Annotated in this window: 11 protein-coding genes; 9 read left to right on the forward strand and 2 right to left on the reverse strand. The window is 61.8% G+C overall.

The window, feature by feature from the left end:
- Nucleotides 1-6 precede the first annotated feature (6 nt).
- Both KHO23_RS06835 and map read right to left on the reverse strand, forming a co-directional pair.
- Nucleotides 7-2586, reverse strand: a complete 2580-nt coding sequence (locus tag KHO23_RS06835) for a [protein-PII] uridylyltransferase (protein ID WP_211610259.1) — start codon at nucleotides 2584-2586, stop codon at nucleotides 7-9.
- A 31-nt stretch (nucleotides 2587-2617) separates the two neighbouring features.
- A complete protein-coding gene (gene map / locus KHO23_RS06840; protein WP_211610260.1) occupies nucleotides 2618-3427 on the reverse strand; it encodes a type I methionyl aminopeptidase in 810 nt (269 codons plus the stop codon).
- Nucleotides 3428-3921: 494 nt separating this feature from the next.
- Here map and rpsB point away from each other — a divergent pair, with 494 nt between their 5' ends.
- The 9 genes from rpsB to bamA all read left to right on the forward strand — a co-directional run bounded on the left by rpsB (nucleotide 3922) and on the right by bamA (nucleotide 13991).
- Nucleotides 3922-4674, forward strand: a complete 753-nt coding sequence (rpsB, locus tag KHO23_RS06845) for a 30S ribosomal protein S2 (protein ID WP_211610261.1) — start codon at nucleotides 3922-3924, stop codon at nucleotides 4672-4674.
- A gap of 192 nt (nucleotides 4675-4866) precedes the next feature.
- Nucleotides 4867-5748, forward strand: coding sequence for a translation elongation factor Ts (gene tsf, locus KHO23_RS06850; RefSeq protein ID WP_211610356.1), 882 nt, complete (start codon nucleotides 4867-4869; stop codon nucleotides 5746-5748).
- A 218-nt stretch (nucleotides 5749-5966) separates the two neighbouring features.
- Nucleotides 5967-6680: a UMP kinase gene (gene pyrH / locus KHO23_RS06855; protein WP_028199371.1), complete on the forward strand. Its 714-nt coding sequence runs from the start codon at nucleotides 5967-5969 to the stop codon at nucleotides 6678-6680.
- Nucleotides 6681-6780: 100 nt separating this feature from the next.
- On the forward strand, nucleotides 6781-7341 hold the full coding sequence (gene frr, locus KHO23_RS06860; RefSeq protein WP_054035184.1) for a ribosome recycling factor: 561 nt from the start codon (nucleotides 6781-6783) through the stop codon (nucleotides 7339-7341).
- 63 nt (nucleotides 7342-7404) lie between these two features.
- Nucleotides 7405-8187, forward strand: coding sequence for a polyprenyl diphosphate synthase (uppS, locus tag KHO23_RS06865; protein ID WP_211610262.1), 783 nt, complete (start codon nucleotides 7405-7407; stop codon nucleotides 8185-8187).
- Nucleotides 8181-9002, forward strand: a complete 822-nt coding sequence (locus tag KHO23_RS06870) for a phosphatidate cytidylyltransferase (RefSeq protein ID WP_211610263.1) — start codon at nucleotides 8181-8183, stop codon at nucleotides 9000-9002. The genes uppS and KHO23_RS06870 overlap by 7 nt, the downstream gene beginning before the upstream one ends.
- A gap of 10 nt (nucleotides 9003-9012) precedes the next feature.
- The gene (locus KHO23_RS06875; protein ID WP_211610264.1) at nucleotides 9013-10218 is read left to right on the forward strand and encodes a 1-deoxy-D-xylulose-5-phosphate reductoisomerase; all 1206 of its coding nucleotides are present in this window, start codon (nucleotides 9013-9015) and stop codon (nucleotides 10216-10218) included.
- Between the two features lie 7 nt (nucleotides 10219-10225).
- On the forward strand, nucleotides 10226-11611 hold the full coding sequence (gene rseP / locus KHO23_RS06880; RefSeq protein ID WP_211610265.1) for an RIP metalloprotease RseP: 1386 nt from the start codon (nucleotides 10226-10228) through the stop codon (nucleotides 11609-11611).
- Nucleotides 11612-11678: 67 nt separating this feature from the next.
- Nucleotides 11679-13991 carry an outer membrane protein assembly factor BamA gene (gene bamA, locus KHO23_RS06885; protein WP_211610266.1) on the forward strand — a complete coding sequence of 771 codons (2313 nt, stop codon included), beginning with the start codon at nucleotides 11679-11681 and terminating at the stop codon, nucleotides 13989-13991.
- The last annotated feature ends 84 nt before the right edge of the window (nucleotides 13992-14075 follow it).

A 14075-nucleotide genomic window follows, 5' to 3' on the forward strand; every position in this document is an offset into this window, starting at 1 on the left:
GAAATCTCACACTGCAATCGCGCGCAGCAGTTCGGTCTCGACCTGAATTTGCAGACGGTTGTCAGACAGGCCGTGTCCATCCAGCAGGAACACGTCTTCGACGCGTTCGCCGAGCGTATTGATCCGCGCCGAAGCGACGCCGACCCGATGCTCGGCCAGCACGCGCGCGATCGAATAAAGAAGGCCTGGCCGGTCGTTCGCCGACACGGACAGGATGTAGTATTGGCCGCGCTCGTCGGCCCGAAGATCGACGCGCGGCGTAACAGGGAAGGTCCGCGACAGCCGTGACAAACGGCCTTTCGACGGTCCCGGGAGCAGGGTGCCGTCGCCCGTGAGGCGTGCGGTCAGTTCCTGTTCGACCAGATTGGCAATATCGCGATAATGCACGTCTTCTTCGGTATGCGCGACGAGGAAATTATCGAGCGCGTATCCGTGACGGGTCGTGCTGACCCGCGCATCGAGCACTGACAAGCCATTGCGGTCGAAATACGCACAAATGCCGGCGAACAGATCGGGCTGATCTTTCACGTACACCAGCACCTGAAGCGCTTCGCCGATCGGCGAAGGACGCGCACGCACGATCGGCGTCGCGGTCTCGACGTGCCGGTACAGGACGCGGGTCTGCCAGGCGATATCCGCCGCGTCGTGGCGCAGGAAGTAGCCGATGTCCAGCTTGTCCCACAGCGCCTTCTGCGCGCCTTCCGGCACGGTTTCGAGGCGCAGCAGGGCCAACGCCTCTTCCTGGCGCGACTTCAGTTCGGAGTGCGCGTCAGGCCGTGCGCCGCCGAGCACCGCCAACGTTGCGCGGTAGAGGTCCTCGAGCAGCTTGCCTTTCCAGGTGTTCCAGACTTTCGGGCTGGTGCCGCGAATGTCGGCCACGGTCAGCAGGTAAAGCGCCGTCAGCCGGCGCTCGTTGCCGACCTGTTCGGCAAACCGCTTGATGACCTCGGGGTCGCTGGTGTCCTGTTTCTGCGCGACCTGGCTCATGGTCAGATGCTGCTGAACCAGCCAGACGACCAGTTCGCCGTCCTCGCCCTCGATGCCATGGGTACGGCAGAAGCGCCGCGCGTCCGCCATGCCGAGCGTGGAATGGTCGCCGCCTCGGCCCTTGGCGATGTCGTGAAACAGCGCCGCCACGTACAACACCCACGGCCGGTCGAAATTGGCGATCAACTGGCTGCAGAACGGATATTCGTGCGCATGCTCGGCTACCGCGAAGCGGCGCAGATTGCGCAACACCATGAGGATGTGCTGATCGACGGTGTAGACGTGGTACAGGTCGTGCTGCATCTGTCCGACAATGCGCCGGAAATTCAGCAGATAACGGCCGAGCACGCTGGTCTGGTTCATCAGCCGCAGTGCGTGCGTGATGCCGGCCGGCTGCTTCAGAATGTCCATGAACAGGCGCCGGTTTTCCGGGTCGCGCCGCCAATGCTGATCCATCACGTCGCGGGCGTTGTAAATCGCGCGCAGCGTGCGCGCCGACAAACCTTTCACGCCCGGCGTCTGCTCATAGAGCAGGAAAGCCTCGAGGATCGCGTTCGGCTCGCGCTGGAATACGTCGTCGCTGGCGATCTCCAGCATGCCCTGCTTCTCGACGAAACGCTCCGACAGCACGCGTGTGATGCCGCTCGTGTTGGGGAAAAGCTGCGCCTCGATGTTCTGGATCAGGATGGTGGCAAGCTGCGTAACGGCTTTGGCGGACCAGTAATAGCGGCGCATCAGTTGTTCGCTGGCGCGCTTGGTGGCCGTCGGCTTGTAGTCGAAGCTTTCGGCTACGGGCGTTTGCAGGTCGAATACCAGGATGTCCTGGCGGCGGCCGGCGATCACATGCAGCCGGGCACGCAGCGTTTTCAGGAAGCCTTCGTTGCGGCGCAGTTCGCGCGCTTCACGCTGGGTGATCAGGCCGCGTGCTTCGAGCTCGCGCCAGCTGCTGCCGAAACCGGCCGCCTGTGTAATCCACAAAATCAGTTGCAGATCGCGCAGACCACCCGGGCTTTCCTTGATGTTCGGTTCGAGCGAATACGGCGTGTCCTGAAACTTGGCGTGCCGCTGACGCATTTCCAGCACTTTGGCCTGGAAGAATGCGCGCGGGTCGAGCGTTTCGCGGTAGCGCGCAACAAAGTCGTCGAAAAGCGACGCGCTGCCCGTTATGCACCGCGCTTCAAGCAGCGAGGTGCGCACGGTGACGTCGTTGGCGGCCTCTTCGACGCACTGCGCGACGCTGCGCACGCTGCTGCCGAGTTCGAGCCCCAAATCCCACGCGAGGCTGATAAAGCGTTCGATGCGCGCTTCGAGATGCTCGATTGGCGCGTCGGGCAGCAGGACCAGAATGTCGATGTCGGAGTGGGGCGCGAGTTCGCCCCGCCCGTAACCGCCGACGGCCAGTAGCGCCAGTTCGGGCGGCAGCTGACAGGTGTTCCAGGCGGCGCGTAGCGACTCGTCCGTGACGTGCGCGAGCGCGGCCATCAGCGAGTCGACGTTGGAGGCGGTCCTGAAGCGTTCCAGCAACTGGGCTTTGGCCACTTTATAGTCCGCCTTGAGCGACGAGGCATGGGATTGGGCGACGGCTGGAACACTACTCATTGGCAGGCGGGCGGGTGAGGTCGGAAGTCGGTCAGGCCGTGGCTGCGACAACCGGCGGACGCGCGGGCGTGCCGGCCGAGACAGTCAGCACGTCGTAGCCGGTTTCGGTGACGAGGATGGTGTGCTCCCACTGTGCCGACAGGCTGCGGTCTTTGGTCTTGACGGTCCACTGGTCCGGCATGGTGCGGATGTCGCGCCGACCGGCGTTGATCATCGGTTCGATCGTGAAGATCATGCCGGTCTGCAGCTCGAGCCCAGTGCCGGGACGGCCGTAGTGCAGAATCTGCGGGTCTTCGTGGAACACCGTGCCGATGCCGTGGCCGCAATATTCGCGTACCACGCTGTAGCCTTGCCCTTCGGCGTGTTTCTGGATGGCGTAGCCGATATCGCCGAGATGGGCGCCCGGGCGCACCTGATCGATGCCGAGCCACATGCATTCGAAGGTGGTCTGCACGAGGCGCCTGGCCATGATCGAGCCTTCGCCGACGATGAACATCCGGCTGGTGTCGCCGAAATAGCCTTCCTTGATCACCGTGACGTCGATATTCAACGCGTCGCCGTTCTTCACCGTCTTATCGCCCGGGATGCCGTGGCAGATCACGTCGTTGACCGAAATGCAGGTGGCTTTTGGGTATGGCGGATAGCCGGGCGGCTGATAATTCAGCGGCGCCGGAATCGTGCCTTGCTCCTTGAGCATGTACTCGTGACACAGCCGGTCGAGTTCGCCGGTCGTGATGCCGGCCGTGACGAACGGCGTAATGTAATCGAGCACTTCGCTGGCGAGCTTGCAGGCGACGCGCATCTGCGCGATATCGTGTTCGTTTTTGAGCGTAATAGCCATGAGTCGGGCCTGAAATGCAATTTATTGCAAGATTATCGCACCATATTCCACCTGCCGCAGGGTTTTGCGAGAGGGGCGGCGCCTTTTGCCCTTGTGTTTACGGCGGGTTGCGGGCGCCCGCAGGTGCCTTGGCGAGGGCGCCGGCAAGCGCCCGGGTGCAACCGCCTGCGGCAAGCAGGAGCTACCGGGCGGGTTGAGTCGGGCAATAGTCACGTGCTATAATCTTTGGCTAAGTCGATCTCTGTCTTATTTTGTTGCTCTATCCGCTGTTCTAATAAGTTCCGATGGCGGAATGGGCACAAACTCTGGCGGGAAGGCTTCTCGTGGCGATAGTTGCCTGCGCTACGGGATAGAGCAGCACCAAGGCAGCAGACTCGCAAGCCGGCGCACCCAGGGTGTCCGTCGCGTTCCAGCCAGAGAGGGTGCAATGAGCACCACTGGCGGCGCGGCAGATACGGCAGCCGGCTTAAGACCTAACCCTCGCGGAGAATTTCATGGCAGTTACCATGCGTCAAATGCTGGAAGCCGGTGTCCACTTCGGTCACCAAACGCGCTTCTGGAACCCGAAGATGGCCCCCTTCATTTTCGGTCATCGCAACAAGATTCACATCATCAACCTCGAAAAGACGCTGCCGATGTACAACGACGCGCTGAAGTACGCGCGTCAACTGGCAGCGAATCGCGGCACGATCCTGTTCGTCGGCACGAAGCGTCAATCGCGCGACACGATCGCTGAAGAAGCGCAACGCGCTGGCATGCCTTTCGTCAACGCACGCTGGCTCGGCGGTATGCTGACCAACTTCAAGACGCTGAAGGTCTCGATCAAGCGCCTGAAGGACATGGAAGCAGCGCTGGAAGCAGGCGAAACCGAACGCATGAGCAAGAAAGAAGCGCTCCTGTTCGAACGCGAAATGACCAAGCTGCAAAAGTCGATCGGCGGCGTGAAAGACATGGGTGGCATTCCGGACGCGATCTTCGTGGTCGACGTCGGTTACCACAAGATTGCCGTGACCGAAGCTAACAAGCTCGGCATTCCGGTCATCGCCGTGGTCGACACGAACCACTCGCCGGAAGGCATCGACTACGTGATCCCGGGTAACGACGACGCTTCGAAGGCTGTCGCTCTGTACACGGCTGGCGTGGCTGACGCGATCGTCGAAGGCCGTGCCAATGCGGTCAACGAAGTGGTGCAAGCTGCACGTGGCGGCGACAGCGACGAGTTCGTCGAGGTCAACCCGGAAGCGTAAAGCTGCCCCGTGTCCGGCAAAAAAGGGGGCTTTCTACAGGCCCCCTTTTTTTAAGCCGCGACAAAGTAGTGATGTGCTGTGTGCAGTGCTGAAACGTAGTTCGTAAAAAATACGTGCGACGTTGAAACGAATTCTTGCCGCCGGTATCGAAGTCCGGGCGGCGTGTGACAGACGGAACTCAAGGAGCAAATGATGGCGGCAATTACCGCAAGCATGGTTGCAGAACTGCGCGCAAAGACCGACGCGCCGATGATGGAATGCAAGAAGGCGCTGACGGAAGCCGAAGGCGACATGGAGCGCGCTGAAGAGCTGCTGCGCGTGAAGCTGGGCAACAAGGCCAGCAAGGCAGCGTCGCGCGTGACGGCTGAAGGCGTGGTCGCATCGTTCATCGGCGGCAACGCGGGTTCGCTGGTCGAACTGAACTGCGAAACCGACTTCGTTTCGAAGAACGACGACTTCCTGGCTTTCTCGAAGACGGTCGCTGAACTGGTCGCTACGCAAAACCCGGCTGACGTCGCGGCTCTGTCGGCACTGCCGCTGGACGGCTCGACGGTCGACGCAGTGCGTCTGGCACTGGTCGGCAAGATCGGTGAAAACCTGTCGATCCGCCGTTTCGTGCGTTTCGAGACCGCGAACAAGGTGGCGGCGTACCTCCACGGCACGCGTATCGGCGTGCTGGTCGAGTACACCGGCGCGGACGAGCAGGTCGGCAAGGACGTGGCCATGCACATTGCCGCAATGAAGCCGGTCTCGCTGTCGTCGGACGACGTGCCGGCGGATCTGATCGCCAAGGAACGCAGCATTGCTGAGCAGAAGGCTGCCGAATCGGGCAAGCCGGCTGAAATCGTCGCCAAGATGGTCGACGGCAGCGTGCAGAAGTACCTGAAGGAAGTGTCGCTGCTGAACCAGACGTTCGTTAAGAACGACAAGCAGACGATCGAACAGATGCTGAAGGCTGGCAATGCGAGCGTGCAGAAGTTCGCGCTGTTCGTGGTCGGCGAAGGCATTGAGAAGAAGCAGGACGACTTCGCAGCTGAAGTGGCCGCTCAAGTCGCTGCTGCAAAGCAACAATAAGTCTCGCTTAAGCTTCAGTTAGTACCGTTGGACCCGCGGCGGAGCAAGACTTTGCCGCGGTCGGCGGCGCCGCAAGGCTGCGCGCGGGTTGATCCTCGTGGCGCACGCCGCTGGCGAACCCCAGGGTTCGTCAATTTGGCGGCGCTTGCCCGAATCAGTATTTCACCCCTACATTAGTCCCTTGTTGTTGCCCTGTTCTGCGCGATCTGGATACCCCTATGCCCACTGCCTATAAACGCGTCCTGCTCAAACTCTCCGGTGAAGCTCTGATGGGCGACGATGCCTTCGGCATCAATCGCGCAACCATCGAACGAATGGTAGCGGACGTGGCCGAAGTGGTCCGTCTCGGAACGCAGCTGGCCGTGGTGATCGGCGGCGGCAATATTTTCCGCGGCGTCGCGGGCGGCGCGGCCGGTATGGATCGCGCCACGGCTGACTACATGGGCATGCTGGCCACCATGATGAATGCGTTGGCGCTGCAGGACGCAATGCGCCACGCCGGTATCGAAGCGCGCGTGCAATCCGCGCTGCGCATGGACCAGGTGGTCGAGCCGTACATCCGGCCCCGCGCGATTCGCCAGCTCGAAGAAGGCAAAGTCGTGATTTTCGCGGCCGGCACCGGCAATCCGTTCTTTACGACGGATACGGCCGCCGCGCTGCGCGGTTCGGAAGTCGGCGCGGAAGTCGTGCTGAAGGCCACCAAGGTAGACGGCGTGTATTCGGCCGATCCCAAGAAGGATCCGAGCGCGACCCGTTACGCCACGATCAGCTTCGACGAAGCGATCGGCCGCAATCTGCAGGTGATGGACGCCACGGCGTTCGCGCTGTGCCGCGACCAGAAGCTGCCGATCCGGGTGTTTTCGATCGTCAAGCCGGGTGCGCTCAAGCGCATCGTATTGGGCGAGGACGAGGGCACCCTCGTCCACGTGTAAACTCTCGTTCACATAACGTGGGCTTTAACGCGAGCCCTGGCCGCCGCATAGTGCGCGCGCTGGCCGGTTCGCACCGTTTTGAAGGTTCGGAGGTTTAAAAATGTCTGTGGCTGATATCAGGAAGGGCGCTGAACAAAAAATGCAGCGTTCCATCGACGCGTTCAAGAACGACCTGTCGAAGATCCGCACGGGCCGTGCACACACGGGCCTGCTCGATCACATCCAGTGCGATTACTACGGTTCGCCGGTGCCGATTTCGCAGGTTGCGAACCTGACGCTGATCGACGCACGCACGATCGGCGTGCAGCCGTGGGAAAAGAAGATGGTCCAGGTCGTCGAAAAGGCGATCCGCGAGTCGGACCTCGGTCTGAACCCGGCTACGCAAGGCGACGTGATCCGCGTGCCAATGCCCGCGCTGACCGAAGAACGCCGCCGCGAACTGACCAAAGTGGTCAAGAGCGAAGCGGAAACGGCCAAGGTCGCGGTTCGTAACCTGCGCCGTGACGCAAACGAGCAACTGAAAAAGCTCGTGAAAGACAAGGAAATTTCGGAAGATGACGAACGCCGTGCAGGTGACGACGTTCAGAAGCTGACGGACAAGTTCGTCACGGAAATCGACAAACTGGTCGTGACCAAAGAAGCCGAGATCATGACGGTCTGAGGCCGCTCGCTCAGCACCTTCAAGATTTCCACTTCTTTTTTTGCAGTCACTGTCCCGACGGCCATGACCTATACCAGCTCAACCGTGCGCGTGCCTGATGTCGCCACGGTGCCGCGACATATCGCGATCATCATGGACGGCAACGGCCGTTGGGCGACCCAGCGCCGTCTGCCGCGCGTGGCCGGTCATACGCGCGGCGTGGACGCGGTGCGTGCGGCCGTCGAGGCCTGCGCCCGGCAGGGCGTCGAATATCTGACGCTGTTTGCCTTCAGCTCGGAAAACTGGCGCCGCCCGAACGACGAAGTGTCGTTCCTGATGCGCCTGTTCGTCACCGCGCTGGAGCGCGAGATCGGCAAACTGCACGCGAACGGCATCCGTCTGCGTGTGGTCGGCGATCTGTCCCGATTCGATACGCGTATTCGCGATCTGATCAAGCGCGCGGAAACCAAAACCGCGCGCAATACCCGTCTCACGCTCACCATCGCTGCCAACTATGGCGGCCGGTGGGACATCATGCAGGCCACCCGCAAGCTCGCCGAGCAGTCGGCACTGGCGGGCAAGGCGGTCGAGGTGAACGAAGACTCGTTCGCCGAACACCTGTCGATGGCCTATGCGCCGGAGCCGGACCTCTTTATCCGCACCGGCGGCGAGCGCCGCGTCAGCAACTTCCTGCTGTGGCAACTCGCCTACACCGAGTTCTACTTCACCGACACGTTCTGGCCGGATTTCGACGCCGACGCGCTCGGCCACGCTATCGCTTCCTACGCGGAGCGTGAACGCCGCTTCGGCCGCACCAGTGCTCAACTCGAGCCGCAATCGCAAAACGTCGATTCGCTTCCATGCTAAAAACCCGTGTCATCACGGCGATCATCCTGCTGGCGATCTTCCTGCCGGTCACGTTGTTCGCGCCGGTGGGCGCGTTCGGCGCGCTGATCGCCTTCGTCGTCGTGTTCGCCGCGTGGGAATGGGCGCGCCTGCTGAAGCTAGGCGGCGCGGGCCCGGTCATTTATGCGCTGGTGGCCGCCGTTGCGCTGGTTGCGAGTACACGTCTCGGTACCGGCGTCGAAGGGCCCCGGCCGCTGTTTCAGGCGGCCGCTATTTTCTGGGTGATCGCGGGTCCGTATGTGCTTCTGCGCAAGCCGACCCTCGCGCAAGGCGCCTGGCGCGCTTTTCTATTCCTTGCCGGCATTGTGGTATTCGTCGCGTGCTGGCATGCTCTCGTCGCCGCGCGTATGAAGGGCGTGCCGTTCGTGCTGTCGCTGCTCCTCCTCGTATGGCTGGCCGATATCGGCGCATACTTCTCTGGAAAGGCTTTCGGGAAACACAAGCTGGCGCCTGCCATCAGCCCGGGCAAGACCTGGGAGGGCGCGATCGGCGGCTGGCTGGTCGTGATGATCGTTGCCGCTGCTGCGGTTTTTTTACATGCGTTCGAGCCGACCCTGTATTCTGCGCTGCTGGCGCAATTAGGCGCCGTACGCACGCTGCTCGCTTTGACCCTGCTGGTGGCATTCAGCGTGGTGGGCGACCTGTTCGAATCGATGATGAAACGCCAGGCCGGAGTGAAGGATTCAAGCGGCCTGTTGCCTGGGCACGGTGGCGTACTCGACCGCATCGACGCATTGTTGCCGGTGCTGCCGCTTGCCATGCTGCTGCTAGGCTAGAGAAAGAGATATGCAAAAACGTCTGACATTGCTCGGTTCCACGGGCTCGATTGGAGACAGCACGCTCGACGTCGTCGCGCGTCATCCCGAGCGCTTTTCGGTGTATGCGCTCACGGCGCATCGCAATGGCGACAAGCTCGTCGAGCAATGCCTGCGCTTTCGGCCGGAAGTCGCGGTAGTCGGCGACGCCGGGACCGCCGCGCGGGTCGCGGCGAAATTGCGCGAAGCGGGCTGCAAGACCGAAGTCATGTACGGGCCGCAAGCGCTTGTCGACGTGTCGAAGAGCGATGGCTGCGATACGGTGGTGGCGGCAATCGTCGGTGCCGCGGGCCTCGCGCCCAGCCTGGCCGCCGCGCGCGCCGGCAAGCGCATTCTGCTCGCCAACAAGGAAGCGCTGGTGATGTCCGGCGCGATCTTCATGGACGCGGTGCGTGACAACGGCGCCGTGCTGCTGCCGGTCGACAGCGAACACAACGCTATTTTCCAATGCCTGCCGCGCGAAGCCGAACTGCACGGCGGTGTCTCGAAGATCATCCTGACCGCGTCGGGCGGTCCGTTCCGCACGCGCGAACCGGCCACGCTGGTCGACGTCACGCCTGACGAGGCCTGCAAGCATCCGAACTGGGTCATGGGCCGTAAGATCTCGGTCGACTCGGCCACGATGATGAATAAAGGCCTCGAAGTGATCGAGGCGCATTGGCTCTTCAATCTGCCAGGCGAGCGCATTGAAGTGCTGATTCACCCGCAAAGCGTGATTCATTCGATGGTGTCGTACGTCGACGGCTCGGTGCTCGCGCAATTGGGGAACCCCGACATGCGCACGCCGATGGCGCACGCGCTGGCGTTTCCGGATCGCGTCGATTCGGGCGTGGCGCAACTCGATCTTCTGCAGGTCGCGTCGCTCTCGTTCGAAAAACCCGATTACACGCGCTTCCCGTGTCTCGCGCTCGCGGTGAAGGCGTTGGCCGAAGGTGGGTTGGCAAGCGCGGCTCTGAACGCGGCGAACGAAGTCGCGGTTGAAGCGTTCCTGTCGCGCCAGATCGGCTTCATGGCGATCGCTCAGGTCGTCGATAGCGTACTCAACGCATTGCCGAACAGCAGTGCGCATGCCCTCGAAGACGTGATCGAGGCCGACGCCGCCGCGCGTCGCGCCGCTGCCGACTTCATCGCGCGTCTGCCGGACGGCGCCCGTCGCACGGAACGCGCCGTCCAGTGAGGCGCCTATGAACCTGCTGATCGAACTGCTTGCCTTCGCGGTCGCGATTGGCGTACTCGTGGTCGTCCACGAGTACGGACATTACAGCGTGGCGCGTTTGTGCGGCGTCAAGGTGTTGCGCTTTTCGATCGGCTTCGGCAAGCCGCTGTTCCAGCGGGTGAGCCCGAAGACGGGCACCGAATGGACGATTGCCGCGCTGCCGCTGGGCGGCTACGTGAAGATGCTCGACGAGCGCGAGACCGGCGGCGCGCCGATTCCCGCTGAGTCCTTGCCGTATGCATTCAACCGGCAGTCGGTGTGGCGCCGTATCGCGATTGTCGCGGCCGGTCCGGTCGCGAACTTCCTGCTCGCCATCGTGCTGTTCGCCCTTGTATTCGCCACTGGCGTGACGGAGCCGGCGGCCGTGGTGGCTGCGCCTGCTCCGAATACGCCGGCGGCATTGGCCGGTTTCGACGGCGGCGAAACTATCGTCGCGGTGCGTGCCGAGAATGCCAGTGAATCCGAGCATGTGCGCTCCTGGTCCGACCTGCGCTGGAAACTGCTGGGTGCGGCATTCGATCACAAGCGCGTCGTGCTGAGCGCAAAAGATGCCCACGGTACGTCGGATTTCCAGTTGGACCTGCGCGGTATCACCGAGAAAGACGTCGACGACGACTTTATGTCGCATCTCGGCTTCGAACCGGGTGGCGGCAAGCTGACGGTTGCGGGCATACAGCCGGGTAGCGCAGCGCAAAAGGCGGGTATTGCAGTGGGTGACCGTCTGCGCGCGGTCGACGGTGTTCCTACCGACAATGCCACAGCCTTCATCGCTTATGTAAAATCGCACGCCGGTGTGCCCGTGACGCTGCAGGTGGAGCGTGGCGGACAAACGGCAAGCAAGCTGGAAGACGTTCGCATCGTTCCGCAGTCGCAGCGCGATGACACAACGGGTCAGCAGATCGGCCGTATCGGTGCGGAACTCGCCACCCAGGTGCCCTCGATCGACGTGCGCTATGGGCCGCTCGAAAGTCTGCAGCTGGGCACGCGCCGTACGTGGGATCTGGCTGTTTATTCGGTGCGCATGTTCGGAAGAATGATCGTTGGCGAGGCTTCGCTGAAGAATCTTTCCGGTCCTGTCACGATCGCCGATTACGCAGGAAAGAGCGCACGTCTAGGTCCTTCTGCATTCCTGTCGTTCCTGGCCCTTGTCAGTATTAGCCTCGGCGTACTGAACCTGTTACCAATTCCGGTATTGGACGGGGGTCATCTGTTATATTATTTGGTTGAAGCTGTAACCGGCAAAGTTGTCTCTGATCGCTGGCAACTCGTTTTTCAGAGGGCGGGTCTCGCCTGCATCGTCGCGTTGTCGGCGATTGCGCTGTTCAACGATCTGGCTCGTTTAATCCATTTTTAAAGTGTCTGGCGGCGTTCACGATGGCGACCGTCTGACCTGATGCAGCTATACACACTGGGGAAGCACGTTGTTTAAACCTCATCGCTTTGTTCCAAAGACGGTTATAGCCGCGGCATTCGCCGCGCATGGGCTGGTTGCTCACGCAACGACGCCCTTCGTGGTGCAAGACATCCGGATCGAGGGATTGCAACGCGTCGAACCTGGTACCGTGTTCGCGTACCTGCCCATCAAGCAAGGCGACACCTTTAGCGACGACAAGGCTTCTGAAGCCATTCGCGCGCTGTACGCCACGGGCTTCTTCAACGACGTCAAGATCGCGACCGAAGGCAATGTCGTGATCGTGCAGGTGCTGGAACGTCCGGCCATCGGCACGATCGACTTCTCCGGCATTCACGAGTTCGACAAGGAGAACCTGACCAAGGCGCTGCGCGCGGTCGGGTTGTCGCAAGGCCGTTACTACGACAAGGCACTCGTCGACAAGGCCGAGCAGGAACTGAAGCGCCAGTACCTGACGCGTGGCTACTATGCCGCCGAAGTCACCACCACGATCACGCCGATCGACCGCAACCGCGTGTCGGTGCTGTTCTCGGTGGCTGAAGGTCCGAGCGCGAAGATCCGCCAGATCAACTTCATCGGCAACAAGGCGTTCAGCACGGGTACGCTGCGCGACGAAATGCAGCTGTCCACGCCGAACTGGTTCTCGTGGTACACGAAGAACGACCTGTACGCGAAAGACAAGCTCACCGGCGACCTCGAAAACGTCCGCTCGTATTACCTGAATCGCGGCTACCTCGAGTTCAACATCGAATCGACCCAGGTGTCGATCACGCCGGACAAGAAGGACATGTATCTGACGGTCACGCTTCACGAAGGCGAGCCGTACACGATCAACAGCATCAAGCTGGCCGGCAACCTGCTCGACCGCGAGCCGGAGCTGGCCAAGCTCATCAAGATCAAACCGGGTGACCGCTTCTCGGCTGAAAAGCTGCAAGCCACCACCAAGGCGATCGTCGACAAGCTGGGCGAATATGGTTATGCATTCGCCACGGTCAACGCGCAGCCGCAGATCGATCAGGAACACCACAAGGTCGACCTGACGCTGCAAGTGGACCCGAGCCGTCGTGTGTACGTGCGCCGCATCAATGTGGTCGGCAACACGCGCACTCGCGACGAAGTGGTGCGCCGCGAAATGCGTCAGCTCGAAAGCTCGTGGTTCGATTCGAACCGTCTCGCGCTGTCGAAAGACCGGATCAACCGTCTCGGCTACTTTACCGATGTCGACGTGACCACGGTGCCGGTCGAAGGCACGCCGGACCAGGTCGATGTGGACGTCAAGGTGGCCGAAAAGCCGACCGGCGCGATCACGCTGGGCGCGGGCTTCTCGTCGACCGACAAGGTGGTGCTCTCCGCGGGCGTGTCGCAGGACAACGTGTTCGGTTCGGGCACGAGCCTCGCGGTGAACATCAATACCGCGAAGACGTACCGTACCTTGACGGTCACGCAGGTCGACCCGTACTTCACGGTCGACGGCATCAAGCGGATTACCGACGTCTACTACCGTACGTACCAGCCGCTGTACTACTCGACGGATTCGAGCTTCAAGATCGTCACGATCGGTGGCGACCTGAAGTTTGGTATTCCGTTCTCCGAAGTCGATACGGTGTACTTCGGTGCCGGCCTCGAGCAGAACCAGCTGGACGTCGACGCGAATACGCCTGCGTCCTATAAGCAGTACGTTGCCGATTTCGGACGTGTGTCGAACAACGTGCCGATCACGGTGGGGTGGTCGCGCGACGCGCGTGACAGCGCACTGGTGCCGAGCCGCGGTTATTTCGCGCAGGCCAATGCCGAATACGGCACACCGATCGGCGGCACGCAGTACTACAAGGCCGACATCAACGCGCAGTACTATTATTCGTTTGCGCGCGGCTTCGTGCTGGGCTTCAATTTCCAGGGTGGTTACGGTAACGGCCTGAGCGGCAAGCCCTATCCGATTTTCAAGAACTACTACGCTGGCGGTATCGGTTCGGTGCGTGGCTACGAGCCGAGTTCGCTGGGTCCGCGTGACGCGACAACGAACGACCCGATTGGTGGTTCGAAGCTGTTGGTGGGTAACATCGAGTTAACGTTTCCGTTGCCGGGCACGGGATATGACCGCACGCTGCGGGTGTTTACGTTCCTTGACGCGGGTAACGTCTGGGCGGACGCGAGCACTGCCGCTACGTCGACGGGCGCGAACGGCTTGCGCTACGGCTACGGTGTCGGTCTTGCGTGGATCTCACCGATCGGCCCGCTCAAGCTCAGCTTGGGTTTCCCGCTTGTGAAGCACACCGGCGACCAGTATCAGAAGTTCCAGTTCCAGATCGGCACGGCATTCTGATCCGGCGGCTGGCGATCCGGCGGCCGGCGATCCGGCGGCTGCCGGTCTGGCCACGAGCGGCTCCCGGCGGCGGCCCCGGCCAAA

This window comes from Paraburkholderia haematera, assembly GCF_905220975.1.
In the GTDB taxonomy this organism is placed as follows: domain Bacteria; phylum Pseudomonadota; class Gammaproteobacteria; order Burkholderiales; family Burkholderiaceae; genus Paraburkholderia; species Paraburkholderia haematera.

Excerpts from the sequence above, each read along its gene's own strand:
- KHO23_RS06835 (WP_211610259.1), bottom strand. The coding sequence starts at position 2,586 with ATGAGTAGTGTTCCAGCCGTCGCCCAATCCCATGCCTCGTCGCTCAAG.
- map (WP_211610260.1), bottom strand. The coding sequence starts at position 3,427 with ATGGCTATTACGCTCAAAAACGAACACGATATCGCGCAGATGCGCGTC.
- rpsB (WP_211610261.1), top strand. The coding sequence starts at position 3,922 with ATGGCAGTTACCATGCGTCAAATGCTGGAAGCCGGTGTCCACTTCGGT.
- tsf (WP_211610356.1), top strand. The coding sequence starts at position 4,867 with ATGGCGGCAATTACCGCAAGCATGGTTGCAGAACTGCGCGCAAAGACC.
- pyrH (WP_028199371.1), top strand. The coding sequence starts at position 5,967 with ATGCCCACTGCCTATAAACGCGTCCTGCTCAAACTCTCCGGTGAAGCT.
- frr (WP_054035184.1), top strand. The coding sequence starts at position 6,781 with ATGTCTGTGGCTGATATCAGGAAGGGCGCTGAACAAAAAATGCAGCGT.
- uppS (WP_211610262.1), top strand. The coding sequence starts at position 7,405 with ATGACCTATACCAGCTCAACCGTGCGCGTGCCTGATGTCGCCACGGTG.
- KHO23_RS06870 (WP_211610263.1), top strand. The coding sequence starts at position 8,181 with ATGCTAAAAACCCGTGTCATCACGGCGATCATCCTGCTGGCGATCTTC.
- KHO23_RS06875 (WP_211610264.1), top strand. The coding sequence starts at position 9,013 with ATGCAAAAACGTCTGACATTGCTCGGTTCCACGGGCTCGATTGGAGAC.
- rseP (WP_211610265.1), top strand. The coding sequence starts at position 10,226 with ATGAACCTGCTGATCGAACTGCTTGCCTTCGCGGTCGCGATTGGCGTA.